This is a genomic window from Pseudomonas sp. BN417 (genome assembly GCF_029871205.1).
Classification (GTDB): Bacteria; Pseudomonadota; Gammaproteobacteria; order Pseudomonadales; family Pseudomonadaceae; genus Metapseudomonas.
The window spans coordinates 1-25789 of record NZ_SSOJ01000051.1; the positions used below are offsets into that span (position 1 = coordinate 1).

General features: G+C 65.0%; 25 protein-coding genes. 18 read left to right on the forward strand and 7 right to left on the reverse strand.

Annotated features, from left to right (window positions below):
• Positions 1-261: 261 nt before the first annotated feature.
• The 3 genes from E8F11_RS04760 to E8F11_RS04770 all read right to left on the reverse strand — a co-directional run bounded on the left by E8F11_RS04760 (position 262) and on the right by E8F11_RS04770 (position 1676).
• On the reverse strand, positions 262-771 hold the full coding sequence (locus tag E8F11_RS04760; protein ID WP_280287665.1) for an AAA family ATPase: 510 nt from the start codon (positions 769-771) through the stop codon (positions 262-264).
• A gap of 225 nt (positions 772-996) precedes the next feature.
• Positions 997-1368: a transcriptional regulator gene (locus tag E8F11_RS04765; protein WP_280287666.1), complete on the reverse strand. Its 372-nt coding sequence runs from the start codon at positions 1366-1368 to the stop codon at positions 997-999.
• A 5-nt stretch (positions 1369-1373) separates the two neighbouring features.
• Positions 1374-1676, reverse strand: coding sequence for a type II toxin-antitoxin system HigB family toxin (locus tag E8F11_RS04770; RefSeq protein WP_280287668.1), 303 nt, complete (start codon positions 1674-1676; stop codon positions 1374-1376).
• Positions 1677-1922: 246 nt separating this feature from the next.
• On the opposite strand from E8F11_RS04770, the gene E8F11_RS04775 reads away from it, so the two are divergent.
• The gene (locus E8F11_RS04775) at positions 1923-2276 is read left to right on the forward strand and encodes a DUF1428 domain-containing protein (RefSeq protein ID WP_280287669.1); all 354 of its coding nucleotides are present in this window, start codon (positions 1923-1925) and stop codon (positions 2274-2276) included.
• A 168-nt stretch (positions 2277-2444) separates the two neighbouring features.
• Here the strand turns inward: E8F11_RS04775 and E8F11_RS04780 are convergent, their stop codons facing one another.
• The gene (locus E8F11_RS04780; RefSeq protein WP_280287670.1) at positions 2445-2792 is read right to left on the reverse strand and encodes an MTH938/NDUFAF3 family protein; all 348 of its coding nucleotides are present in this window, start codon (positions 2790-2792) and stop codon (positions 2445-2447) included.
• Positions 2793-2993: 201 nt separating this feature from the next.
• On the opposite strand from E8F11_RS04780, the gene E8F11_RS04785 reads away from it, so the two are divergent.
• The 10 genes from E8F11_RS04785 (at position 2994) to paaZ (ending at position 13063) form a co-directional block, all read left to right on the forward strand.
• Positions 2994-3404, forward strand: coding sequence for a hypothetical protein (locus E8F11_RS04785; protein WP_280287671.1), 411 nt, complete (start codon positions 2994-2996; stop codon positions 3402-3404).
• A 444-nt stretch (positions 3405-3848) separates the two neighbouring features.
• Entirely contained in the window at positions 3849-4841 is a 993-nt protein-coding gene (gene paaA, locus E8F11_RS04790) for a 1,2-phenylacetyl-CoA epoxidase subunit PaaA (RefSeq protein WP_280287672.1), read from the forward strand.
• A gap of 27 nt (positions 4842-4868) precedes the next feature.
• Positions 4869-5150 (forward strand): 1,2-phenylacetyl-CoA epoxidase subunit PaaB, encoded by a 282-nt coding sequence (gene paaB / locus E8F11_RS04795; protein ID WP_103102982.1) that lies wholly within the window; start codon positions 4869-4871, stop codon positions 5148-5150.
• A gap of 10 nt (positions 5151-5160) precedes the next feature.
• Entirely contained in the window at positions 5161-5922 is a 762-nt protein-coding gene (gene paaC, locus E8F11_RS04800; protein ID WP_280287673.1) for a 1,2-phenylacetyl-CoA epoxidase subunit PaaC, read from the forward strand.
• The gene (gene paaD, locus E8F11_RS04805) at positions 5909-6442 is read left to right on the forward strand and encodes a 1,2-phenylacetyl-CoA epoxidase subunit PaaD (RefSeq protein WP_280287674.1); all 534 of its coding nucleotides are present in this window, start codon (positions 5909-5911) and stop codon (positions 6440-6442) included. The genes paaC and paaD overlap by 14 nt, the downstream gene beginning before the upstream one ends.
• 26 nt (positions 6443-6468) lie before the next feature.
• A complete protein-coding gene (gene paaE / locus E8F11_RS04810; RefSeq protein WP_280287675.1) occupies positions 6469-7545 on the forward strand; it encodes a 1,2-phenylacetyl-CoA epoxidase subunit PaaE in 1077 nt (358 codons plus the stop codon).
• A 180-nt stretch (positions 7546-7725) separates the two neighbouring features.
• Positions 7726-8034 carry a DUF485 domain-containing protein gene (locus E8F11_RS04815; RefSeq protein ID WP_280287676.1) on the forward strand — a complete coding sequence of 103 codons (309 nt, stop codon included), beginning with the start codon at positions 7726-7728 and terminating at the stop codon, positions 8032-8034.
• Positions 8031-9677: a cation acetate symporter gene (locus E8F11_RS04820; RefSeq protein ID WP_280287677.1), complete on the forward strand. Its 1647-nt coding sequence runs from the start codon at positions 8031-8033 to the stop codon at positions 9675-9677. Before E8F11_RS04815 ends, E8F11_RS04820 begins: the two co-directional genes overlap by 4 nt.
• 33 nt (positions 9678-9710) lie before the next feature.
• Positions 9711-10946, forward strand: coding sequence for an OprD family porin (locus E8F11_RS04825; protein ID WP_280287678.1), 1236 nt, complete (start codon positions 9711-9713; stop codon positions 10944-10946).
• Between the two features lie 65 nt (positions 10947-11011).
• Complete coding sequence (paaZ, locus tag E8F11_RS04830; protein ID WP_280287679.1) at positions 11012-13063, forward strand: phenylacetic acid degradation bifunctional protein PaaZ; 2052 nt, start codon at positions 11012-11014, stop codon at positions 13061-13063.
• Positions 13064-13293: 230 nt separating this feature from the next.
• On the opposite strand, the gene E8F11_RS04835 is transcribed toward paaZ, so the two are convergent.
• Both E8F11_RS04835 and E8F11_RS04840 read right to left on the reverse strand, forming a co-directional pair.
• Positions 13294-13653, reverse strand: coding sequence for a hypothetical protein (locus tag E8F11_RS04835; RefSeq protein ID WP_280287680.1), 360 nt, complete (start codon positions 13651-13653; stop codon positions 13294-13296).
• Between the two features lie 254 nt (positions 13654-13907).
• The gene (locus E8F11_RS04840; protein WP_280287689.1) at positions 13908-14429 is read right to left on the reverse strand and encodes a methyltransferase domain-containing protein; all 522 of its coding nucleotides are present in this window, start codon (positions 14427-14429) and stop codon (positions 13908-13910) included.
• Positions 14430-15269: 840 nt separating this feature from the next.
• Between E8F11_RS04840 and E8F11_RS04845 the strand changes: the two genes are divergently transcribed.
• From E8F11_RS04845 to E8F11_RS04860, 4 genes are all read left to right on the forward strand, one after another.
• The gene (locus E8F11_RS04845; protein ID WP_280287681.1) at positions 15270-16589 is read left to right on the forward strand and encodes an amino acid permease; all 1320 of its coding nucleotides are present in this window, start codon (positions 15270-15272) and stop codon (positions 16587-16589) included.
• On the forward strand, positions 16582-17862 hold the full coding sequence (locus E8F11_RS04850) for an aminotransferase class III-fold pyridoxal phosphate-dependent enzyme (protein ID WP_280287682.1): 1281 nt from the start codon (positions 16582-16584) through the stop codon (positions 17860-17862). The genes E8F11_RS04845 and E8F11_RS04850 overlap by 8 nt, the downstream gene beginning before the upstream one ends.
• A 10-nt stretch (positions 17863-17872) precedes the next feature.
• A complete protein-coding gene (locus E8F11_RS04855; protein WP_280287683.1) occupies positions 17873-18895 on the forward strand; it encodes a phosphotransferase in 1023 nt (340 codons plus the stop codon).
• 140 nt (positions 18896-19035) lie between these two features.
• Complete coding sequence (locus E8F11_RS04860; RefSeq protein ID WP_280287684.1) at positions 19036-20007, forward strand: helix-turn-helix domain-containing protein; 972 nt, start codon at positions 19036-19038, stop codon at positions 20005-20007.
• Between the two features lie 309 nt (positions 20008-20316).
• Here E8F11_RS04860 and E8F11_RS04865 read toward each other — a convergent pair whose 3' ends face one another.
• Positions 20317-21267, reverse strand: a complete 951-nt coding sequence (locus E8F11_RS04865; protein ID WP_280287685.1) for a LysR substrate-binding domain-containing protein — start codon at positions 21265-21267, stop codon at positions 20317-20319.
• A gap of 131 nt (positions 21268-21398) precedes the next feature.
• Here E8F11_RS04865 and E8F11_RS04870 point away from each other — a divergent pair, with 131 nt between their 5' ends.
• From E8F11_RS04870 to E8F11_RS04880, 3 genes are all read left to right on the forward strand, one after another.
• Positions 21399-22571: a M20 aminoacylase family protein gene (locus tag E8F11_RS04870; RefSeq protein ID WP_280287686.1), complete on the forward strand. Its 1173-nt coding sequence runs from the start codon at positions 21399-21401 to the stop codon at positions 22569-22571.
• A gap of 26 nt (positions 22572-22597) precedes the next feature.
• Positions 22598-23911, forward strand: coding sequence for an MFS transporter (locus E8F11_RS04875; protein WP_280287687.1), 1314 nt, complete (start codon positions 22598-22600; stop codon positions 23909-23911).
• 84 nt (positions 23912-23995) lie between these two features.
• Complete coding sequence (locus E8F11_RS04880) at positions 23996-25354, forward strand: OprD family porin (protein WP_280287688.1); 1359 nt, start codon at positions 23996-23998, stop codon at positions 25352-25354.
• The last annotated feature ends 435 nt before the right edge of the window (positions 25355-25789 follow it).

The following is a 25789-nucleotide window of genomic DNA, read 5'->3' on the forward strand; positions in this document are numbered from 1 at the left end:
CCCTCGCGCCGTGCCCCCGGCGCGACGCTGGAGCGAGGGAACCCGGCGCAGCCGGGCCGGATGTTGGGGCAAGCGCTTTTGGTTACTTTTCTGGCGACTGAGAAAAGTGACTCGCCGGGAGGCGAAACCGAGACTCGAAGCCCACTCGGCAATGAGCCGAACGAAAAGACTCCAAGCCCCCTCACACCGGATTACCAATCCGGCGTGAGCCCCATTCCCCGGTAATCCGTGAAGAACCTTTTTCATAGGTGGGGCAATTGGCTAGAAGGTAGTGCCGGACATGTGCTCGATGATTGCCTCCACCGCCTCATCCGGTGAGATCACAGCGGAATCCAGCCGCAACGGCCCTTCGCCCCATGCTTCATAGTCATGTTCCAGAACCGATTGCCAGGTCGGGGACTTCAGGCCCGGCATATCGACTGTGCGAGTTTCCACCCTGAGTCGATGCGCGCGCGTGTCAGAGCAAACCACCTCGATATTCACCAACGGCACGCCCGTCCGTGTCGCGATTTCGCGCCACGCCTCGCGACTTTCAGCGACCGGATTGACGCAGTCGACGATCACCACGCGGCCCAAGCCGAGATTCGATTGAGCCAGGGCGATAGCGACCAGATATCCGCTACGACCGACATCATGGGCAAGGACCTCGGCATCACGTAGCGCCTGCTCGATGGCATCCACTCTCAGGTAGGTTGCGTCCAGTTGGGATGCCAATCGACGCGCGATCGTTGTTTTCCCTGTGCCGGGCAGCCCGCTGAAGACAATGAGCATTTCATTTCCCGAAAAGCCGATTGAGGGGGCTCTATCCTAAGTTTCCCGGGCAGATTGAGCGAGCGCGAACCCACGCATCAGCTCGCGCATCGTCCTGCGCCTCTGCTTCTCGCTGAAGCGCTCCGAGGGCAAGGCCTGCCAGGATTACGACAATCGCAACAAGGGTTGAAGTCGACGCAACGAAAAAGCCCCGCTCTGGCGGGGCTTTCCTGTTTTCCTGCCGAATCACGCATGGCTGGAAGGCTTGATGAGGCTCTCCGCCGGAATACCGAACATCTCGTGGAGTTTCCAGATCATCGGCAACGTCAGGGAACGCTTGCCATTGAGCACCTCATAGACGCGATTCGGACGGCCGATGGCCGGAACCAGATCCGCCACGGTCAAACCCGATTGCTCCATGCGGAACTTGATCGCATCGACCGGATTGGGCAGATCGACGGGAAACTGACGAGCCTCATAGGCCTCGATCAGCGTCAGCATCACCTCGAAATAGTCCCCCTCGGGGCTACCCGGTTCCGGCTCATTGTCGAACAGGGCGGACACCTGCTTGAGCGCGGCGCGATAGTCCTCGTCCGTACGAATTGGGCGAATGTTCATGATCTTTACTCCATCTCCACACTGTCGGCGTCGATCGCGTCGTACTGCTCATGGGTGCCGACGAACTTGATGTAGAGCGCGCCGAAGCGATAGGCGACAGCGACCACCAGCCGATAGTCGTTGCCCTTGATGTTGAATACGACCCGGCGACTCTTGAGGATGCTCGCATTGCGATACTGGGCCTTGATGTCGGCAGGACTCTCCCAGTTCGCCTTCCTGGCCTCATCTATCCACGCCAGCAACGGCTGTTCCGAATCCGGATACCGTTCCCAGAACGCCTTCAGGTGACTGATCGCAATGATTCTCATGGGGATGGATACTAGTCCCATAGTGGGACCAGGGCAACCGCCCCCTCCAGAACCAATGGATCACGAGCCATTGGAGAAGACCCCGATCAAACGGGGCTCACTTCCGTACGCCGGACTACGACCACCCGTCGGGCCGGCCACGACCTCCCCGGAAAACTGTCGAACTGACAGGAGTTGCTTCGACTCATTGGCATATCGGTATGGAAACGACTGACTGCTCCACCCCACCCACGCAGGAGATCGATCATGACCTATGTAGATGGCTTCGTAGTCCCCGTCCCCACCGCCAACCGCGAGGCCTATCGCAAGGTGGCCGAGATGGCCGCGGGGGTGTTCAAGGAATGCGGCGCCCTGAGCGTCGTCGAGTGCTGGGGCGACGATGTGCCCGAGGGCAAGGTGACGTCCTTCCCGATGGCGGTGAAACGCAAGGACGACGAAACGGTGGTGTTCTCATGGATCACCTGGCCCTCGAAGCAGGTACGGGATGCAGGCATGAAGAAGGCGATGGAAGACCCGCGCATGCAACCCAACCCGAGCAATATGCCCTTCGATGGGCAGCGGATGATCTATGGCGGGTTCGAGGTGATCGTGAGTGCCTGAGTCGTACCCTGCAGTGGCACGATCACTGTGGGGGCGATTTCAATCGCTGAGCGGACCGCAGGTTCGCCCTCTGGCATCGACGGGGGCAGCTGCGCTGCCCTTAGCCAATGAATTCGCCCCCACAGAAAAACCACAGCCCGGCCGGAGCCATTTCCCGGATTGGGCCATCTAGCAGGTGAGATGCAGGATCGCGTTGGTGTGTTTCTGCCCCTTCTGCAGCATCTCGATGGCCTCCGCCGTCGGCCTCACGATCAGCTCGATGCCGCGGCGCTCGGCCTCGCGCCTGACCTCCGGCATGACCGGCAAGGCCCCGGTGCCGGTCCCGATCACCAGGCGCCGGCAGTCCCAGGGAATCTCCTCCTCGATCGACAATGGCGTATGGCCGTAGGCATCGCGGAACCTTTTGGACGGCTTCTTGCTGCGCTTGCGGACCTCGCCATGGTCGATCACTACGTCATGGGCGTAGGTGACCCCGTTGATGCTGATGGAGCCGAAGGAAAATGCATCGAAGCGCATAACCACCTCCCTCCGCTTTCCATGGCCGGCGGCAGACTGGGCCGCACCCACTGGAGCCGGCACTCGACCCGTTAAGTATGGTCCCCACCGGGGGCGACATAGGCCAAGAACCATCCCGTCCAAGGCACGATCGGTCAAAAACTATACTGCTTGGTATGGGGGCAATATCCACGGGGAGGATTTGATTCAGGAGGGTTCGCCATGCGTATCCTCAAGCTTCTGCTAATGGTTCTCGCCTGCCTCGGCGGGGGCCAGGTGATGGCGGAGTCACCCTGGCCCACCAACGACACCAGCGGTGCGATGACGCTGGCCGGGGGCGGCCACTTCAAGGGTGGTCACCACTCCAAAGGGTTCGGTCACCGGCATTTCCATGGCCCCATCAGACACCATCACGGATTCAACGGTCATCCCCATCGGTTCCATCACGGGTTCATGGGCCATTCGCATCGGTTCGGCATGTTCCACAAGCGCCACAACATGTTCTTCGTGGACGATCCGCGTTTCAGTCGGCATCACCACATCCACCGCTTTCACGATCGTCCAAGCGGGTTCGTGATCCGCTTCCACGATTCGCGCTCTGGGATGTTTACGGATTCTGATTTCCACCGCTGAAACTGGCGGTCGACATTGCCAACACTGCGCTCGATCCAGGATGGAAGACGCAATCAGCCTTGAGCGACAGGGAAGTTATTCCTTGTGCCTTCTGTCAGCACAAGCGCCAGCGCATGCCGCAATCCCCCGCGACCACAAACAGAACACCAATCAACCACAAACAACAGATACGCGTATCGCTTTCAAGTCCACCTCGAAACGCGTGCGTTCGCCACCCGCAGCTTGCCTTCAAACACCCTCACCGAACCCGCAAACCCCTCCAATCACTGGGGATTTGGCGCGTTTTGCCCGTGCCTTATGCCCGAATCCCCGCCTTGCCATTCGTCAATCCGATACAAAAACTCTTACGACACACGTTTTAGTGTTTGATATTTGTTTTTGTATCATTTAAAAATAGCGCCATGGCCAAGCCACCCCACGAACCCTGCATGGCTGGAGAACGGCATGTACGCACAATTGGTTGAGACCGGCGTGAAGCGCGTGAAGGCGCTGGAGGAGATGTCCCCCGAAGAACGCGCCTTCCAGGAAAAGATCGACGCGGAGATCAAGATCGAGGCGAAGAACTGGATGCCGGATGCCTATAGGCAGACCCTGATCCGTCAGATTTCCCAGCACGCCCACTCCGAAATCGTCGGCATGCTGCCGGAAGGCAACTGGGTAACCCGCGCCCCGACCCTCAAGCGCAAGCTGCAGCTGATGGCCAAGATCCAGGACGAGGCCGGCCACGGCCTCTACCTCTACAGCGCCATGGAAACCCTCGGCGCCGACCGCGACGAAGAGATCGCCAAGTTGCACTCTGGCCGCGCGAAGTACTCGAGCATCTTCAACTACCCGACCCTGAACTGGGCCGACATGGGCGCGGTGGGCTGGCTGGTGGATGGCGCCGCCATCGTCAACCAGGTGGTGCTGCAGCGCACCTCCTACGGCCCGTACTCCCGCGCCATGATCCGCATCTGCAAGGAAGAGAGCTTCCACCAGCGCCAGGGCTACGAAATCCTCCTGACCATGATGCGCCACGGCACCCAGGCGCAGAAGGACATGGTCCAGGACGCCATCGACCGCCTCTGGTGGCCGGCGCTGATGATGTTCGGCCCGAGCGACGCCGACTCCCCCAACAGCGCCCAGTCCATGGCCTGGAAGATCAAGCGCCAGAGCAACGACGAACTGCGCCAGCGCTTCATCGACCAGACCGTGCCGCAACTGGAGCTGCTCGGCTGCACCGCCCCGGACCCGCACCTGAAGTGGAACGAAGAGCGCGGCCACTACGACTTCGGCGACATCGACTGGAGCGAGTTCTACGAAGTGCTCAAGGGCAACGGCCCGTGCAACGTCGAGCGCGTCGCCACCCGCCGCAAGGCCATAGAAGACGGCGCCTGGGTCCGCGAAGCCGCGGTGGCCCACGCCCGCAAACAACAACGCAAAGCGGACGCCGCTTGACCTGCCCCTGATCTGGAGATTCCCGCCATGTCCGAATGGACCCTTTTCGAAGTCTTCGTGCGCAGCAAGCACGGCCTGAACCACAAGCATGTCGGCAGCGTGCATGCCGCCGACGCGCGCATGGCCATCGAGAACGCCCGCGAGCTCTACACCCGCCGCAACGAAGGCGTGAGCCTGTGGGTGGTGCCGTCGGCGCTGATCACCGCCTCCTCCCCGGACGAGAAGGAGCCGCTGTTCGACCCGGCCCAGGACAAGGTCTACCGCCACGCCAGCTTCTACGAGCTGCCCGCCGAAGTCGGTCACATGTGAGGCCGCTGCCATGACCCAACGCGAAGACCTCATCCAATACCTGCTGCGCCTCGGTGACAGCGCCCTGATCCAGGGCCAGCGCCTCTGCGAATGGTGCGGCCACGCGCCGGCCCTCGAGGAAGAACTGGCGCTGATGAACGTCGGCCTCGACCTGGTGGGCCAGGCCCGCAACTGGCTGGACTACGCCGCCGAGCTGATTGCCGACGGCCGTGACGCCGATCACCTGGCCTTCCGCCGCGACGAGCGCGCCTACCGCAACCTGCTGCTGGTGGAGCAGCCCAACGGCGACTACGCGGTGACCATCACCAAGCAGTTCTTCTTCGACGCCTGGCACTTCCATGTCCTGCATGGCCTGAGCGGCTCCAGCGACGAACGTGTGGCCGGCATCGCCGCCAAGGCGCTGAAGGAAGTCACCTACCACCTGCGCCGCTCCAGCGAATGGGTCGAGCGCCTGGGCGACGGCACCGAGGAAAGCCACAAGCGCATGTTGGCGGCCCTCCGCGACCTCTGGCGCTTCACCGTCGAGCTGGTGAATGGCGATGACGTGGAGCAGCGCCTGTTCGAGGCCAGCATCGCGCCGAACCCGGCGGAAGTCGCCGCGGCCTGGAAGGCCAAGGTCGCCGACACCTTCGCCGGCGCCACCCTGCCGCTGCCGGAACCGGCCAGCTACTTCTACCTGTCCGGCCGCAAGGGCCTGCACACCGAGCACCTCGGCCTGCTGCTGGCCGAAATGCAGTTCCTCCAGCGGGCCTACCCCGATGCGACCTGGTGAGCTGATCGCCAGCGACCGCGGCGCCAGGCCCGGCGCGCCGGATGACCTGGCGCGCGCCTGGTCGGTGCTGGGCGAGGTGATGGACCCGGAAGTGCCGGTGGTCAGCGTGGTCGACCTCGGCATCGTCCGCGGCCTCGACTGGCAGGACGGGCACCTCCACGTGGTGGTCACCCCGACCTACTCCGGCTGCCCGGCCACCGAGGTGATCGAGCACGACATCGAGCAGGCCCTGCAAGGTGCCGGCTTCGCCGCGCCGCAACTGGAGCGACGCCTGACCCCGGCCTGGACCACCGACTGGATCAGCGAGGACGGCCGTGAACGCCTGCGCGCCTACGGCATCGCCCCGCCGGCCGGCAGCACCAGCAAGCGCAGCCTGCTCGGCGACTCCGGTGATGTCTGCTGCCCGCAATGCGGCAGCGCACACACCGAGCTGCTCAGCCAGTTCGGCTCCACGGCCTGCAAGGCGCTGTACCGCTGCCGCGACTGCCTGGAACCTTTCGACTACTTCAAGTGCATCTGAGTGGCTTGCCACCGGAGACGACGACAATGAGCAAATTCCATAGCCTGACGATCAAGGAAGTGCGCCCGGAAACCCGCGACGCGGTGTCCATCGCCTTCGACATTCCCGCTGATCTCGCCGACAGCTTCCGCTTCACCCAGGGCCAGCACCTGGTGATGCGCACCCAGTTGGACGGCGAGGAAGTGCGCCGCTCCTATTCCATCTGCACCGGCGTCAACGACGGCGAACTGCGCGTCGCGATCAAGCGCGTGGCCGGCGGCCGTTTCTCCGCCTATGCCAACGACAGCCTGAAGGCCGGCCAGAGCCTCGAAGTCATGCCGCCGTCCGGCCACTTCTTCGTGGAGCTGGATGCCGCGCGACATGGCAATTACCTGGCGGTGGCCGCCGGCAGCGGCATCACGCCGATCCTGTCGATCATCAAGACCACCCTGGAAGCCGAGCCCCACAGCCGCGTCACCCTGCTCTATGGCAACCGTTCCAGCGGCTCGGCGTTGTTCCGCGAGCAGCTGGAAGACCTGAAGAACCGCTACCTGCAGCGCCTCAACCTGATCTTCGTGTTCAGCCGCGAGCAGCAGGACGTGGACCTCTACAACGGCCGTATCGACGCCGACAAGTGCGGCCAGCTGTTCTCCCGCTGGATCGACGTCAAGGCCCTGGATGCCGCCTTCATCTGCGGCCCGCAGGCCATGACCGAGACCGTGCGCGACCAGTTGAAAGCCAACGGCATGCCCGCCGAACGCATCCACTTCGAACTGTTCGCCGCCGCCGGCAGCGCCCAGAAGCGCGAAGCCCGCGAGGCCGCCCGCAGCGTCGACAGCGCCGTGAGCCAGGTCACCGTGATCAGCGATGGCCGCGAACTGTCCTTCGAGCTGCCGCGCAACAGCCAGAGCGTGCTCGACGCCGGCAACGCCCAGGGCCTCGAGCTGCCCTACTCCTGCAAGGCCGGCGTCTGCTCCACCTGCAAGTGCAAGGTGATCGAAGGCGAGGTGGAGATGGACAGCAACTTCGCGCTGGAGGACTACGAAGTGGCCGCCGGTTACGTGCTGTCCTGCCAGACCTTCCCCATCAGCGAAAAAGTCGTTCTGGACTTCGACCAACTGTAAGCGACACCCGTAGGAGCGAGCTTGCTCGCGAAGCTCTTCGAGAGCCCGCATTCGCCGGCAAGCTGGCTCCTACGAAAAACCGAAAAAAAGCAGTGCCCGCAGTACCCCGTTCGCCATTCGCAGCCTTGCCGTCGGCCGCCGAACGGGTCGTCTCGACAATCACAAAAAGAGAGAGCAACCATGACCCCGCAAGACCTCGATCGCATCCGGCAACACCCGGACTTCATCCAGCTGGTACGGCGCAAGCAGCGCCTGACCTGGTCCCTGACCCTGGCCATGCTGGTGATCTACTACGGCTTCGTGCTGCTGGTGGCCTTCGCCCCTGGCGTGCTCGGCCAGCCCCTGAACGGTGGTGTCACCAGCGTCGGCATGCTGGTGGGCGTGGTCATCGTCCTGCTCTCCTTCGCCCTGACCGGCATCTATGTGCAACGCACCAACAGCGCGCTCGACCCGCTGAACGACAAACTGAAGCAGGAGTGCGGCCAATGAAGACCCTGCACAGCCTGCTGCTCGCCGCCGGCCTGTTGAGCGCCGAGAGCGCCCTGGCCGCAGACGCCGCCGCGCGCCCGCTGAACTGGAACGCCATCGGCATGTTCCTGCTGTTCGTCCTCTTCACCCTCGGCATCACCCGCTGGGCCGCCCTGCGCACCCGCTCGACCGCCGACTTCTACACCGCCGGCGGTGGCCTCACCGGCTTCCAGAACGGCCTGGCGATCGCCGGCGACATGATCAGCGCGGCCTCCTTCCTCGGCATTTCCGCGATGATGTTCATGAACGGCTACGACGGCCTGCTCTACGCCCTGGGCGTGCTCGCCGGCTGGCCGATCATCCTGTTCCTGATCGCCGAACGCCTGCGCAACCTCGGCAAGTACACCTTCGCCGACGTGGTCTCCTACCGCCTGGCGCAGAGCCCGATCCGCATCACCGCGGCCTTCGGCACCCTGACCGTGGCGCTGATGTACCTGGTGGCGCAGATGGTCGGCGCCGGCAAGCTGATCGAGCTGCTGTTCGGCCTCTCCTACTTCCAGGCGGTCATGCTGGTGGGCGTGCTGATGGTCTGCTACGTGACCTTCGGCGGCATGCTGGCCACCACCTGGGTGCAGATCATCAAGGCGATCCTGCTGCTTTCCGGCACCACCTTCATGGCCTTCATGGTGCTCAAGCACTTCGGTTTCAGCACCGAGGCCATGTTCGCCGCGGCCACCTCGGTGCACGCCAAGGGCACCGCCATCATGGCGCCCGGCGGCTTGCTGTCGAACCCCATCGATGCGATTTCCTTAGGCCTCGGCATGATGTTCGGCACCGCCGGCCTGCCGCACATCCTGATGCGCTTCTTCACCGTCGGCAACGCCAAGGAAGCCCGTAAATCGGTGTTCTACGCCACCGGCTTCATCGGCTACTTCTACCTGCTGCTGATCGTGGTCGGCTTCGGTTCCATCATCATGGTCGGTACCAACCCCGAGTTCCGCGACGCGGCCGGCGCCATCATCGGCGGTGGCAACATGGTCGCCGTGCACCTGTCCCATGCCGTGGGCGGCAGCCTGTTCCTCGGCTTCATCTCCGCCGTGGCCTTCGCCACCATCCTCGCCGTGGTCGCGGGCCTGGCGCTCTCCGGCGCTTCGGCGGTGTCCCACGACCTCTATGCCTGCGTGATCCGCAAGGGCAAGGCGACCGAGCGCGAGGAAATGCGCGTGTCGCGTATCGCCACCCTGGGCATCGGCGTGCTGGCGGTGATCCTCGGCCTGCTGTTCGAGTCGCAGAACATCGCCTTCCTCTCCGGCCTGGTGCTGGCCATCGCCGCTTCGGTCAACTTCCCGGTTCTGTTCCTCTCCATGTTCTGGAAGGGCCTGACCACCCGTGGCGCAGTCGCCGGCAGCGTGATGGGACTGCTCTCGGCCATCGTCCTGCTGGTGCTTAGCCCGGCCGTCTGGGTCAACGTCCTGCAGCATGACAAGGCGCTGTTCCCCTACTCCAACCCGGCGCTGTTCTCCATGAGCCTGGCCTTCTTCAGCGCCTGGCTGTTCTCGGTGACCGACGCCTCCCAGCGTGCCAAGGAAGAACGCGGCCGCTACCTGGCGCAGTTCATCCGCTCCATGACCGGCATCGGCGCAGCCGCCGCCAGCCGCCACTGAGCCCAGACGAACCGGATGATGGATACAAGAACAATGACCCACAGCCGTACCTGCGCGCCGCTTCTTGCGGCGCTCGCCCTGCCCTTCGCCACCTCGGCGCTGGCGGGCTTCGTCGAAGACAGCAAGGGCAGCCTGGAGCTGCGCAACCACTACATCAACCGCGACTTCCGCCAGGACGGCGCGGCCCAGTCCAAGGCCGAGGAATGGGGCCAGGGCTTCACCGCGCGCATCGAGTCCGGCTTCACCGAAGGCACGGTCGGTGTTGGCCTTGATGCCATCGGCGAGCTGGGCGTCAAGCTCGACTCCAGCCGCGACCGCCGTGGCACCGGCCTGCTGCCCTTCGGCCCCACCAGCAAGGAGCCGGTGGACGACTACAGCGAGCTGGGCCTTACCGGCAAGCTGCGCGCGTCGAAGAGCGTGCTGCGCCTGGGCACCCTGCAGCCGCTGCTGCCGGTGGCCACCTACAACGACACCCGGCTGCTCTCCTCCACCTTCCAGGGCGGCATGCTGACCTCCCAGGAACTGGACGGCCTGACCTTCAACGGCGGCCGCCTGACCCGGACCAACCTGCGCGACTCCTCCGGCCGCGACGACATCGGCCTGGGCGCCGCCACCAGCGATGCCTTCGACTTCGCCGGTGGCACCTACGCCATCAACCCGCAACTGGCGCTCAGCTACTACTACGGCACGCTGGACGAGATCTACCGCCAGCAGTTCGCCGGCCTGGTGCATACCCTGCCGCTGGCCGGCGGTTTCAGCCTGAAGAGCGACATCCGTTACTTCGACAGCCGCGGCGATGGCGTGGAGCGCGCAGGCGAAATCGACAACCGCAACTTCAACGGCATGCTCAGCCTGACCAAGGGACCGCACCGCGTCAGTGCGGCGTGGCAGCAGCTGTCGGGCGACAGCGCCTTCCCCTTTCTCAACGGCGGCGACCCGTACGTGGTCAACCTGGTGACCTTCAACACCTTCACCCGCGCCGAAGAGGATTCCTGGCAACTGCGCTACGACTACGACTTCGCCGCCCTCGGCATCCCCGGCCTGACCTTCATGACCCGCTATGTCGACGGCCGCAACGTCAAGACCGCGACCGGCGACGACGGCCAGGAATGGGAACGCGACAGCGACCTCGCCTACGTGATCCAGAGCGGCGCCCTCAAGGGCCTGAGCCTGCGCTGGCGCAACGTCACCTTCCGTTCCGGCAACGGCCTGACCACCGATCTCGATGAGAACCGCCTGATCCTCGGCTACACCCTGGCCCTCTGGTAAGCCAGACGAAACAGAACCAACGCCGGCGCCTGGCGCCGGCCACAACCCTTCACGGAGAAATCCCCATGAGTAACGCCACCACGCTGCAAAGCTTCATCGGCGGCCGCTGGATCGGCCAGCAAGGCGCCCAGGCACTGCGCAGTGCCATCGACGGCAGCACCCTCTTCCGCGCCCACGAGGAAGCCCTGGACTTCTCCGAAGCCGTCGAATTCGGCCGCAAACGCGGCATCGCCAGCCTCATGGCCCTGGATTTCCAGCAGCGCGCGGCGCGCCTCAAGGCCCTGGCGCTGTACCTGAACGAGCACAAGGAACAGCTCTACACCCTCTCCCGCCATAGCGGCGCCACCCGCGCCGACAGCTGGATCGACATCGAGGGCGGCAGCAGCACCCTGTTCAGTTACGCCGGCGTCTGCGCCCGGGAGCTGCCGTCGGGCAATATCGTCCACGAAGGCCCGGCCATGCCGCTGGGCAAGCAGGGCACCTTCGCCGGCACCCATATCCTGGTGCCTCGCGGCGGCCTGGCGGTGCATATCAACGCCTTCAACTTCCCGATCTGGGGGATGCTGGAGAAGTTCGCCCCGAGCTTCCTCGCCGGCATGCCCTGCATCGTCAAACCGGCCACCGCCACCAGCTACCTGACCGAAGCCGCCGTGCGCCTGATGCACCAGTCCGGCCTGCTGCCCGAGGGCAGCCTGCAGCTGATCATCGGCGGCACCGGCGACCTGCTGGACCGCCTGCAGGGCCAGGACGTGGTGACCTTCACCGGTTCGGCCGACACCGCTGCCAAACTGCGGGTGAACGCCAACCTGGTACGCAACTCCATCCCCTTCAACGCCGAGGCCGACTCGCTGAACTGCGCCATCCTCGCCCCGGAAATCACCCCGGACGATCCGGAGTTCGACCTCTTCGTCAAGGAAGTGGCCCGCGAGATGACGGTCAAGGCCGGGCAGAAGTGCACAGCCATCCGCCGCGCCATCGTGCCGGCCAAGCACATCGACGCCGTGGCCGAACGCCTGCGCGAGCGCCTCTCCAAAGTGGTGGTCGGTGACCCGGCCGTGGAAGGCGTGAAGATGGGCGCGCTGGCCTCCCACGCCCAGCAGGCCGACGTGGCCGAGCGCCTGGATGCCCTGCTGGCCAGCAGCGAGCTGCTGTTCGGTGCCCGCGACGGCTTCGCCCCGCGCGGTGAAGGTGTCAACGAAGGCGCCTTCTTCGCCCCCACCCTGCTACTGGCCCGCGATCCGCACGCCGAGGGCGGCGCCCACGACATCGAGGCGTTCGGGCCGGTGAGCACCCTGATGGCCTACGACGACATCGACGAAGCCATCGCCCTGGCCGCCCGTGGCAAGGGCAGCCTGGTGGCCAGCCTGGTCACCAAGGACCCGCAGGTTGCCGCCCGCGTGGTGCCGCAAGCCGCCGCGCTGCATGGTCGCCTGCACATCCTGGATCGCGAATCCGCCGCCGAATCCACCGGCCACGGCTCGCCGCTGCCGGTGCTCAAGCACGGCGGCCCCGGCCGTGCCGGTGGTGGTGAAGAGCTGGGCGGCCTGCGCGCGGTGAAGCACTACCTGCAACGCGCCGCCGTACAGGGCTCACCCACCATGCTGGCTGCCGTGACCCGCGAATACGTGCGCGGCGCCCAGGTGATCGAGACCGAAGTGCATCCCTTCCGCCGCTACTTCGACGAGCTGCAGATCGGCGAATCCCTGCTGACCCACCGCCGCACCGTCACCGAAGCCGATATCGTCAACTTCGGCTGCCTGTCGGGCGACCATTTCTACATGCACTTCGATGAGCAGGCCGCCCGCGACTCGCAGTTCGGCAAGCGCATCGCCCACGGCTATTTCGTGCTCTCGGCGGCCGCGGGACTGTTCGTTTCCCCGGGCGTCGGCCCGGTGCTGGCGAACTACGGCCTGGACACCCTGCGCTTCATCACCCCGGTGGGCATCGGCGACACCATCCAGGCTCGGCTGACCTGCAAACGCAAGATCGACCAGGGCAAGAAGAGCCCGAAGGGCGAGCCGCAGGGCGTGGTGGCCTGGGATGTGGAAGTCACCAACCAGCACGGCGAGCTAGTGGCCAGCTACGACATCCTCACCCTGGTGCTGAAACGCGCTTGAGCCGTGTGAACCGAGTCGCTGCGTGAGTTTTGGACCGGCCCCTAGGCCGGTCTTTTTTTGCCTCGCGGCACGGCTGCACTCACCTTAAGCTCCCGTAGGTTGGCGCTGAGCAGAGCGAAGCCCAACAAACCCGAGCGCACGAGCCATGGTCGTTGGGCTTCGCTGCGCTCTGCCCAACCTACGAAACAGGCTCCAATCCATGGGGGCGCCCGGAGGCAACTTCATTCCGGCTACCATCGCCGCAGAAACCTCAAGCTGAGGAGGCCCCCCAGAAGCCTTCTCAGAAGAGCCGGCTGGTATTGTTTGAACGCCTTTTCCACCTCCGCGATGTCCACGTCCCGTTCCGCTTCCTTCGGGCCGATCCAGTAGCGGCTCTTGTCGCCAAAGGGCTCCCAGACCACACAGTCATGGCCCCTGAATTGAAAGGAGACAAGGTACTGATCGGATCTGGAGGGTCTTCGGGGCAAGGTCCCCGACACCCCATCGGCCCGCGCTAGCGTGGAAGCGACATCCCCAGCGGGGATGTAGACGTTCTCTATCTCGAAGGCATAGGTAATGCCCACCGCGTTCTTGATCGGAAATGTACGCATGCGCCGAGAATCCTTCGCCTGAAGTACCTCCGCTCAGATTGCCTGCTCCATCAGCATTGAACCAGCGCGAAGATTCGCGCCGATTGCAGCGATGCCCTACTAACACCTGCCCAAACGGCGAGCTGGTTGCCCCACCCAGCAAATCATTGCCACAGAACGAGGTAAGAGTGCTTGAAGATATCCGGAATCTCGTCATCTGCTCGGGAATAGCGTTGGTAGATGGAGGCTCTGGGCGCAGCGGCTACCCGATACCTTCAAAACACCGCACGAAGATAGTGACGATAATCGCAGTGCACACCATCCTCACGCTCGACTGAATCCACCCTGAACTCCTTTGCTCCCAATAGCTCCAGAACACGAACCAACTGGTTGTGGCTGAATATCTGCGTATGGCCAATCGCAGGAATTCCACGAGAGTCGGTTACCAAGAGCAACTCGCCGCCTTGCTTTACTCTCTTGACGCACGCTATCAAAAACTGGATCCAGTCAGCCGTATGATCAAGTACATTCGAGCAGACGACAAAATCAAATACATTACCAATATCAGCAACATCCTCCTGGATATAGGTAACCGCCCCTCTCTTCCCAATCATCGAGAACGGCAGATTCTCCGCATACAACCTCATGAGAGAGTCCTGAGCAGTCACTGAAACACCGTCAACCATCTCGAAGAACCCGATTGGGCCACAACCTACCTCCAGGACCTTCCCTTCGAACCCCTCATAGCGATAATCCGACTCCCCCCTCACGAAGCCCATCTTTCCGAGAAACCACATAGCATCCTTATGGCGAGCCTGTTGAAGCTCCGCAACGGAAAGATGACGATAAGGCCACTGCTCTTTCCAGAATGTAAGCTCATATTCCTGAGACTTTTTCCACTGTTCAGGGTCTGCAGAAGCCGGCTCGTTCATGACGAATTTCGAAGATTGCTCATCGGCTATCGCCTCTGGCTCGCTGTTTTTCCTGGATGCCCCTACGCGCAACCTCTGAATGGCTCCACCCATAGACAAAAACAAACCCTTCATCCTGGAAACCCCTCTTTTTGTAGATCAAAACCGACACACCAATAAACAGGGAAAGCGCTCTTCTTATAGTCAAACGACATGCAGAAGTTGTTTCAGCCACGTCTACCCAAACCAAACACCGCAAAAAACAAACACAAAGCCCTTCTCATAACGCCCCTCCCTGAGCAAAAGAAAACGAATCCTAGCAGAGGCAGAAAAGGTCAAAACGTAAGAATATCCTTTTTATTCTTGGTGTTTTTCCCACACTAAATTATTGAGATCTCACGCCGACTAATTCGACAACGCAACAACAAAGGCTTTGGTGACCTTGAGTTAGGTGAGGGGCCTTTATAGAGGTGAAGACGCACCAGCAGGAAAGTTATTTCTGATGCTGCTGCCTGCCCCTTGGGCGACATGAGCGGGCACTTGTTTACTTACCTTCGCAGACCCGCCTGCACCATCATCCGGTGAACCGGTGAAACGCGGCCCTCCCCACCTGCGCTTGTTTGCGCATTCCTTATATCGCCCCCCTCCTCCCCGCCGTAACGTCCCCTTGCCTGGCAGCCATGCCGGTGCGTGCACTCAACAACAAGAAAAGGCGAGGAAACACATATGCTCAAACAAGGCGTACTCGGCTGGCCGCAGATCGCGGGGCTCGGCGTCTCGCTGGTGATCGCCGGCCAGTTTTCCGGCTGGAACTACGGCCTGCTCGACAACGGTTGGGCCAATATGCTGCTGGCCACCCTGCTGATGGCGGCCTTGAGCGGCGGGCTGGCGTTGTGCATCAGCGAGCTGTCCAGCGCGATGCCCCATGCCGGCGGCGTATTCGCCTATGCGCAGAGCGCCTTCGGCCCCTTCGTCGGTTATCTGGTCGGCGCCGCCTGCGCCATCGCCCTGACCATCGGCACCGGCGCCGCAGCGACCTTCGTCGCGTCCTACACGGAATCAGTCTTCGGTTTCGGCGGCTGGCCAGTGAAGATCGCGCTGTTCGCCGTCATCATCGGCATCCATATTCGCGGCGTCGGCGAAGCGCTCGGGGTCACCCTGCTGGCCGGGGCCATTGCCGCCGCGACGCTGCTGATCTTCGGCGCGGCGATGCTGCCCCAGGTCGACACCGCCAACCTGGTTCCCGATACCGGCTTCGGCCAGGCGCTCAGCCTCAGCGGCATCTTCGCCTGCGTACCCTTCGCGATCTGGATGTTCATCTGCATCGAGCAGGTCAGCTCCGCCGCAGAGGAAGCGGCCAACCCCGGTCACGCCATGTCACGTGGCATCGTCGCCGCCGTAGCCACCCTGCTGCTGACCGCGCTGACCGTGCTGGTGAGTGCGCCGGGCGCCGCGGGTGTCGCATCGGTCGGCGCGGCGGCGGACCCGCTGTACGCCGCCATGACCCACAGTGGCCGATACGACGGGTCCAGCTGGCTGGCCCTGCTGGTGGGCTGCGGCGCCGTCTGTGGCCTGCTCGCGACCTTCTTCTCGGTGGTCTATTCCGCCTCGCGGCAGCTCTACGCCCTGGCGCGCGACGGCTACTTCCCCGCGGCGCTGGCGAAGACCAACCGCCGCGGCTCGCCCTACGTGGCGCTGCTGTCGCTGGTGGTCATCGGCCTGCCGCTGTCGCTGGTCAGCCCGGAAAAGCTGCTGCTGTGCATCGTCTTGCTGCTGAGCACCTGCCACCTGTTCCTGTTCGCCGCCTACATCCGCATGCGCCGTACCCACGCGCACCTGGCGCGGCCGTTCCGCCTGCGCGGCGGCCCCGTCATCGCCGGTATCGGCATGCTGCTGACCCTGGGGGTGATCGCCGCCTGCTTCCAGTTGGAGGTCGAAATGCTCAGCGCCCTCGCCGTGCTGGCCGTCGCCCTGATCCTGAACTACCTGGTGCGCGCCTCGCGTACCGCCAAATCCCTCGCCATGGAGAACCCCGAACATGTCTGAGCAGGACCTTCTGCAACGCCGCTTCCAGGTCATGGGCAGCCAGTCGCCGCTGTTCTACGACAAACCTCTGCAACTGGTGCAAGGCCAGGGCGTGTGGCTGTACGACGAAGCCGGGCGGCGCTACCTCGACGTCTACAACAACGTGCCCTGCGTCGGCCACTGCCACCCTCGGGTGGTGGCGGCCATGGCCGAACAGGCGGCGACCCTGAACATCCATACGCGCTACCTGAACGAGCGGATAGTCGCCTATGCCGAACGCCTGACCCGCACGTTCAGCGCGCCGCTGGACAGCGTCATGTTCACCTGCACCGGCAGCGAGGCCAACGAACTGGCGCTGCGCATGGCGCGCTTCTCCACCGGCAACAAGGGCGTGATCGTCAGCGACTACAACTACCACGGCAACACCACCACGCTGGCCGAACTGACCACCGCCCTGCCCAGCTCCGAGCCCTTCTCGCCCCTTGCCCGGGCGGTGCCCATCCCCTGCCTGTACCGGGCGCCCACGGGCACCAGCGCCGAACAGCTGGCCGACCAGTACGTCGCCAAGGTGGCCGAGGCCATCGCCTCGCTGCAGGCCCAGGGCACCCAGCTGGGCGCCATGCTGATCGATACCCTGTTCGCCAACGAGGGCATTCCGCGCGTGCCCGCCGGCTACATCGAACGCATCGCCGAGCTGGTCCACCAGGCCGGCGGCCTGCTGATCGTCGACGAGGTCCAGTCCGGCTTCGCCCGCACCGGCGCGCATATGTGGGGCCACCAGGCCCATGGCGCGGTGCCGGACATCGTCACCCTCGGCAAACCCATGGGCAACGGCTTCCCCCTCGCCGGGCTGGTGACCACCCGCGAACGAGTCGAGGCGTTCGGCGGTGCCAATCTCTACTTCAACACCTTTGGCGGTTCGCCGGTGGCCGCCGCCGTCGGCATGGCGGTGCTCGATGTCATCGAGGACGAGCAGTTGCTGCGCAATGCCCGGGAAGTCGGTGCCCACCTCGCCGGCGAGCTGGAGCGCCTGGCCACGCGGCACTCGATCATCGGCGACGTGCGCGGCACGGGTCTTTTCTACGCCGTGGAGCTGGTTCGGGACCATCACGACAAGACGCCGGCGGGTGCCGAAGCGCGTCGCATCGTCAACCAGATGCGCGAGCGCGGCGTGCTGATCAGCAAGATCGGCCCCGGCGACAACATCCTCAAGATCCGCCCGCCCCTGGTCTTCTCGCGGGACGACGCCGACTTCTTCATCGACACCCTCGACACCGTGATGAGCGAACTCTAAGGGCACCGACATGAGCCAATTCCTCACCCTGAACCATGAACAACAGGTCGCCAGCCTGCATCGCCTGGCGCTACGCGCCCTGCAGCAGTGGGACGGCGAGTTCGTCTGCGTCGAGATGGTCAAGTACCGCGAGAACGCGGTGTTCTGCGCGACACGCGCAGACGGCCAACGCAGCGCCCTGCGCATCCACCGCGACGGCTACCACTCCGAAGAGGCCCTGCGCTCGGAACTGCTCTGGATGGACGCCCTCGCCGCGGGTGGCATCGGCGTGCCGCAGATCATCCGTACCCGCGATGGCGCGCAACTGGCGCAGGTGCGCTGCGAAGAGCTGGGCGAAGCGCGCTATGTCGACATGCTCGGCTGGCTGGCAGGCACCAGCATCGGCTCGGCGGAACACGGCCTGGAAGTGGACGCCGATGCCACCACGCTGTTCGCCGAGGCCGGCGCCGTGGCCGCACGCATTCACCTGCGCTCGGCCCAGTGGCAGCAGCCCAACGCTTTCAGCCGCCACGCCTGGGACGAGGAAGGCCTGATTGGCCAGCAGCCGTTCTGGGGTCGTTTCTGGGAGCTCGACCTGCTCGATGCCGGGCAACGCGACCTGCTGCAGGCAACCCGCCAGGCGGCGCGCACGGACCTGCGCCGCTACGGCCGCACCCTGGAGAACTTCGGCATGATCCACGCCGACCTGGTGCCGGAGAACCTGTTGCTGGAGGACGCCCGCCTGCACCTGATCGACTTCGACGACGCCGGCTTCGGCTGGCATATGTTCGAACTGGCCACCGCGCTCTACTTCTGCCTGGACGATCCGCGCTACACCGATATCGAAACCGCGCTCCTCGAGGGCTATGATGCGGTCAAGCCATTGACCCCAGGCGACCGCGCCACGCTGCCACTGTTCCTGGCCTTGCGCGGGCTGACCTACCTGGGCTGGGTGCATACCCGTCGGGAAAGCCGTACGGCAGAGGAGCTGGCGCCCCTGCTGATCGAACGCGCCTGCCGACTGGCGCGGGCCTACCTGGACCAAGGCCGCTGAACCCGTGCGCCGGAACCTGGCAGGGAGGTGCAAGCAACTGGCGCACAGAGCAATGACAGCAGCGGATGTGCCGGCCACCATTGCCCGACACATCCGTTGTCGTAGACGATCGACAGTCCGCAACACCAAGGTGAACCGCCATGACAGGCATAGCCCGACATCAGGCATTCGACTCGGACGAACTCGCCGGCGCACTGGCCGGCTGGAGCCAGGACTACACCCAGCTCGGGCGTGGCAAGCTGCAGGCCGAACTGCTGCAGGTCCTGTTGCCGGATGCGTCGCTGATCTTCGAACGGTCCAACCTGCACCTGCACGAGAACATGGCGCCGCCCGCCGGCCAGGTGGTCTTCGGCATCCCGCTGAACGTTTCAGACGATTCGAGCTTCAATGGCCACACCTTGTCGCGGGATACCCTGCTGGTGCTCGAAGGCGGCCAGGAAATGGAAATCTGCGCCCCCGGCGAGATCGGGATGCTGGGGCTGACAGTCAGCCGCCAACTGCTCTCCCGGCTGCTCGGGGCGCACGAGCAGGAACTGCTCGAACAGGCACTGCAGCGGCGGCGTCTGGATATTTCCCCGGCGGCCGCGCAGGAGTTGCGGAACGACCTCTGCAACTCGATCGGAACCTTCGAACGTGATGAGCGGAGCGCAGGGGTGGCCCGGCACGGCATGTCGGCAGTCATGTCGGCGCTGGGCTGCGTGGTGCAGGGCCTCGACGACGCCCAGTGCGAACGCGGAGCGCGTCTCTCGTCCAATCCCCGCGCCCTGGAACAGCACCGCCGCCTGGTGCTGTCGGCCATCGAGATCATGCAGGCCAATATCGAAGGACCGTTGTCGATCATCGAACTCTGCCAGGCCCTGAACACCAGCCACCGCACCCTGCAGTACTGCTTCCGGCAGATCTGCCAGGCCACACCTCTGCAGTTCTTCCTCTCCCTGCGCCTGGCCGAGGCAAGACGGCGCCTGAAACTCGCCCCCCAGCAGAACATCACCACCCTGGCCCTCGATCTCGGGTTCGCCAGCTCCAGCCACTTCTCCTCGCTGTACAAACGGCTGTACGCGGAACAACCGTCGCTGACCGCTCGCCCGCAGATTGGCGCCGAGCGGAGCTGAGCCCAACAAACCGCAGTCCGGCTTCATTGGCCACCTATGTCGCTTAGCCTAGCTACGCACCTTGGGCGAAACTCCGGCACTTGCCCTACCGTAGGGTGCGCCATGTGCACCGATCGCGGGATCAGCCCCTGCGCCTCGCTCATCCCTTGGTGCGCACGGCGCACCCTACCTGGTGAGCTCCGTCGTTCCGGCCAGATGTGGTTTCCCGAGTTCAAGTGAATTCGCGCCCACAGGGTGCATTGCCCGTGGGAGCGATTTCAATCGCGATGCGAATCGAAGATTCGCCCGTCGAGATTCACCGCCCCCGGCCTAGAACTGCAGCTCCAGCATATCCGCCAGGCGCCGGTCGTCGGCGTTGCGCGAGCGTGCGCAGGCTTTCAAGGCCTGCTGCAGGCACTGGATGAAGCAGCGCGCCGCCGGGTCCAGGGCCTGGTCGCGCAGGCGGATCAGGCTGATGTCGCCATCGGCCAGCGCCTCGTCCAACTCCAGCGCCCGCACCCGGCCACGCATGGGCTCGCACAAAAGCATTGGCTCGGGTGAATAGCCGAGCAGCCCCGCATTGACGATCAGGCTGGTGAGCATGGCGCTGGACTGGGCGCAGACGATGCGTCCGGGGCAAACCACGTAGCCATGGCGGCCGAAGACTTCCTGCGCCACCTGGTCGTAGCCGGCCTGGGTGAAGTTCATCACCCAGTCCTGCTCCAGCAACTCCGCCAGTGACCGCGCCGCCTGCGAGGGGTGGCCTTCGCGGGCGACCACCTTCATGCGGTAGCGGGCCAGGGGCTCGTGGATGAATTCCTGGGCCGGCAGCGCACCCGCCGGCCCCAGGGCGAAATGCATCACCCCGCTGCGCAATAGCGGCAGGCTCACCGCCTGCAGGCCTTCATAGAGTTCCAGGCGGACCGCCGGCATTTCCCGGCGGAAGGCCTGCACCGCCGCCGCCAGCAGGGTCTGCCCGAACCAGGGGGTGACGCCCACGCACAGACTCGTCGGCACCTCGCCACGCAGGTTCGCCAGGTCGCGCTGGGCGTTTTCCAGCTGGCTGGCGATCTGCCTGGCGTGAGGCAACAGCACCAGCCCGGCCTCGCCGAGCCGCGCCCCGCCGGCATGGCGCACCAGCAGCGGCAGGCCCTGCTCTTCTTCCAGCTCGCGCAGCGCCCGGGTGATGGCGGACTGGGACAGGCCAAGGCCCCGGGCGGCCGCGCGAATCCCGCCGCCATCGGCGACCGCGATCAGGGCCTGTAGCTGGTGCAACTTCATGGGGATCTCCTGCCTGAACACCAAAGCGGGTCACGACAACATTTTTGCGGCTTATGCCGGCCAGACGCGGGCGCTAGGTTAGGCCACCAGAACGACCCAGCCAACCGCGCGCACCTCAGGACAAGAACAACATGCACACGCACCGTATCCATCCCGGCATCGCCGCCATCACTCCCGCCATGACCGAACTCCGCCGTGCCATACACGCCGAACCGGAGCTGGGCTTCGAGGAGTTCGCCACCCGCGAGAAAGTCATCCACCACCTGCGCGAGTGGGGCTACGAACTGCACGACCTGGCCGGCACCGCCGTGGTCGCCACCCTGCGCAATGGCGAGGGCCCGACACTCGGCCTGCGCGCAGAGCTGGACGCCCTGCCCATCCAGGAACAGAACGGCCGCCCCTGGAGCAGCCGCGTCCCCGGCAAGATGCATGCCTGCGGCCACGACGGGCATACCGCGATGCTGCTGGCGGCGGCCTGCGAACTGGCCCGCGAACGCAGCTGGCGCGGCACCCTGCAGCTGTTCTTCCAGCCCGCCGAGGAAGGCCATGGCGGCTCCGGCGCCAAGCGCATGCTGGACGAAGGACTGCTCCGCCTGTTCCCCTGCGACGCCCTCTTCGCCATGCACAACTTCCCCGGCATGCCGATCGGCCGCTTCGGCGTCCTCGCCGGCCCCTTCATGGCCTCCTCCGACAGCGCGAGCATCGTCATCCACGCCAGCGGCGGCCACGGCGCCATGCCGGACAAGGCGGTGGACCCGGTGGTGATCGGCGCCTCCCTGGTAATGGCGCTGCAGACCGTGGTGTCGCGCAACGCGCCGCCCAGCGAGACGGCGATCATCACCACCGGCGCCTTCCTCGCCGGCGACGCGCCCAATGTGATCCCGCAGAGCGCCGAGCTGCGCCTGAGCATCCGCGCACTGAACCCGCAAGTCCGCCAGTTGCTCAGGCAACGCGTCCAGGCCCTGGCGGAAGGCCACGCGGCAAGCTTCGGCGCCCGCGCCGAAGTCAGCTTCGACAACGGCTACCCGGTGCTGATCAACGACCCGGAGGCCAGCCAGCTGGCCACCGAGGTGATCCGCGACTGGCTGGGGGACGGTGGCCTGGCGGCGGGCGTGAAGCCCATCTGCGCCAGCGACGACTTCGCCTTCTGGCTGGAAGAGGTGCCCGGCTGCTACCTGCTGATCGGCAACGGCGAGGGCGAGGGCGGCTGCGAGGTGCACAACCCCGGTTACGACTTCAACGACCAGGCCCTGCCGCTGGGGGCCACCTTCTGGGTCAGGCTGGCACAGCGCTTCCTGGCCTGACACGGACCTTCCCGAGGAACCACACGATGACAACAAGAACAACATCCTTCGAGCTCAGCCAGGACAGCCCCCGACCGGCCAACCGCAAGGCCATCGCGGCGATCTGCCTGGGCAACGCCCTGGAGTTCTACGACTTCCTGGTCTACAGCATGCTGGCGACGCTCATGGCCCGGCTGTTCTTTCCCTTCGGCGATCACCCGCTGATCCCGCTGCTGCTGTCCCTGGCGGTGTTCGGCACCGGCTTCGTCATGCGCCCGCTGGGCGCGCTGGTCATCGGCCTGTACGCCGACCGCGCCGGCCGCCGTTCCGCCATGCGCCTGACCCTCTGGCTGATGGCGATCGGCTCGCTGCTGTTCGCCGTCGCTCCCACCTACGCCCAGGCCGGCCTGCTCGGCCCGGCGGTGGTGATCCTCGCCCGCCTGCTGCAGGGCTTCGCCCTGGGCGGCCAGATCGGCACCTCCACCACCATGCTGATGGAGTACGCCGACAAGGACACGCGCGGCTACTACTGCAGCTGGCAGGTCTTCAGCCAGAGCCTGGGCATCTTCATCGGCGGCCTGCTGGTCACGGCGCTGAGCAACCTGCTGACGCCCGAAGCCATGGACAGCTGGGGCTGGCGGCTGATCTTCGCGGTGGGCATCCTCGCCATCCCGGTCAGCGAGTACATCCGCCACCGTCTGGAGGAAACCCAGGCTCATCGCGCGGCCAGCGCCAAGCCCCGCCCGGCGGAGATCAACCGTCTCGCGCTGCTGCTCGCCCACCCACGCCAGCTGTGCGCCGGCATCCTGCTGGTGATCGGCGCCACCGTGCCCGTCTACATGATCCAGTTCTACCTGGCCAACCACGCCATCGGCGTATTGGGCATGCCCCTGGGCGTCGGCACCTGGGCGGCCATAGTCGCCTGCCTGCCTCAACTGCTCCTGTCCGCCCACGCCGGCCGCCTGAGCGACCGCATCGGCCGGCGCAAGGCGATCTTCTGGCCCATGCCGATCCTCCTGCTGGCGATCTATCCGGCCTTCCTGGTGATCAACCAGAACCCGGACATCAGCGTGCTGTTGGCGGTGGTGTTCCTGCTCAGCATCCCGCTGACCTACACCATAGTGCCGAACCTGGCGATCCTGCCGGAGCTGTTCCCGGTGGAAATCCGCGCCAGCGGCATGTCCCTCGCCTACTGCATAGGCGTGGCCCTGTTCGGCGGTTTCGCGCAGTTCTTCGCCGCCGGCCTGGTCAGCCTCACCGGCAACCCCAACGCGCCGGCCTGGTACATCTTCGGCGCCATCCTGCTGGCCCTGGTCGGCCTGAAGCTCGCCCCGGAAACCGCCGGCCGCGAACTCGACTGAACCTCCTCCACCCGACAAGCCCCACCCCGCCGCCGGGGCGGGGCTACGCGGAAAACGACAATAACAACCAGAGGTGATACGCCCATGCGACTCGCCACCACAGGGCTGGCCTGCGCCGCCCTCTTCGCCGGCGACCACGGCCTGGCCATGGAAACCAAAGGCTTCATCGAGGACAGCCGCCTCGACCTGGTCAACCGCAACTACTACTTCAACCGCGACTTCCGCAACGGCGCGAGCAACGGCCAGGGCGTCAACGCCGCCCTGCCACCCGGTGAGCGCAATGGCTACCGCGAGGAATGGGCGCACGGCCTGATGGCCCGCTACAGCTCCGGCTACACCGAGGGCACCCTGGGCTTCGGCCTGGATGCCCAAGCCCTGCTCGGACTCAAGCTGGACAGCGGCGGCGGCCGCACCGGCACCGGCTTGCTGCCGATCCAGGACAACCGCCAGCCGCAGGCCACCCCGGCGGACGACTATGCACGCCTCGGCGGCGCGCTCAAGGCGCGTCTGTCCGCCAGCGAGCTCAAGTGGGGTGACATGCAGGTCTCGGCACCGGTGTTCACCACCGCCGACAGCCGCCTGCTGCCGGAAACCGCTACCGGGCTGCACCTGGCCAGCCGGGAAATCCCCGGGCTGCTGCTCGAGGCGGGACACTTCACCGCCTACACCCAGCTCGCCTCCAGCAACCACGACGACAGCCTGCTGACCCGCTACTCGGACGCCAAGGTGCGCAGCCTCGACTATCTCGGCGGCAGCTACCGCTTCAGCGACACCCTCAGCGCCAAGCTCTACCACGCCAGGGCCGAGGACCACTGGCTGCAGAACTACCTCAACCTCAACCACAACCTGCCGCTGGGCCGGAACCAGGGGCTCAACCTCGACTTCCACCTCTACCGCAGCGACGCCACCGGCCGAGAGCTGTCGGGCGCCGTGGACAACACCAGCTGGAGCCTGGCCGCGGCCTACCGGCTGGGCGCCCACCGCTTCACCCTCGCCCACCAGCAGATCGAAGGCGATACCCCCTTCGACTATGTCGGCGGCCTGTCGATCGACCTGGCCAACTCGGTGCAGCTCTCCGACTTCAATGCCCCGGGGATGAAATCCCGGCAGGCCAGGTACGACCTCGACCTGGCCGGCTACGGCATACCGGGCCTGAGCCTGATGACCCGCTACGTCACCGGCCAGGGCGCCAGCGACGACGGCTGGACGCCCGGCAGGCGCTTCGCCGGCGGCCCGCTGTCCACCTACGGCAGCTATGACGGCGCCCGCTGGCACGAGTTGGATATCGACCTGAGGTATGTGATCCAGCAAGGCTGGGCCAGGGGCATGTTGCTGCGCACACGCTTCGCCACCTATCGCGGCAATCGCGAGGCGGCCGCCGCCGACCTGCCGGATATCAACGAAGTGCGGCTGATCGCCGAGCATCCGCTGAACATCCTCTGAAGCCGGGCCCTCCCTGTGGGCGGGCCCGTTTTCCAATTGGCTATATCCACGTTAGCTGTTGCAGTACTGAATAGAAGCCTCTAGAACAGGCCTTTCAGAACTCCGCGCCAACCTGACGCAACCCTCATCCGAACGCGGCCCGCCCCGGCCCCCGCCCTGCGCCCCGGCCTGATCGCTTCGCGCTCAGTCGCTCATCAGCACCGGAAGCGGTGCTTCCGAAAGCGTGCCTCTTCGCCCCGCAAGCGGTAGAGGGGTGACTCGCGCCTGTCAGGGAGCAGCAATCCTGATGCCCAGTCGTTGCCTTAACCCGTGCGAAAGAAGTGAGGCAAGGACCCCGCCCCGTCAGGAGGCCGAGCGTAATCGTTGCAGAGAGGGACGAGCGGCATGGATGCCGCGAGAGGCGTGCGGGGCCATGGATGGCCCCTCACGCCGGGC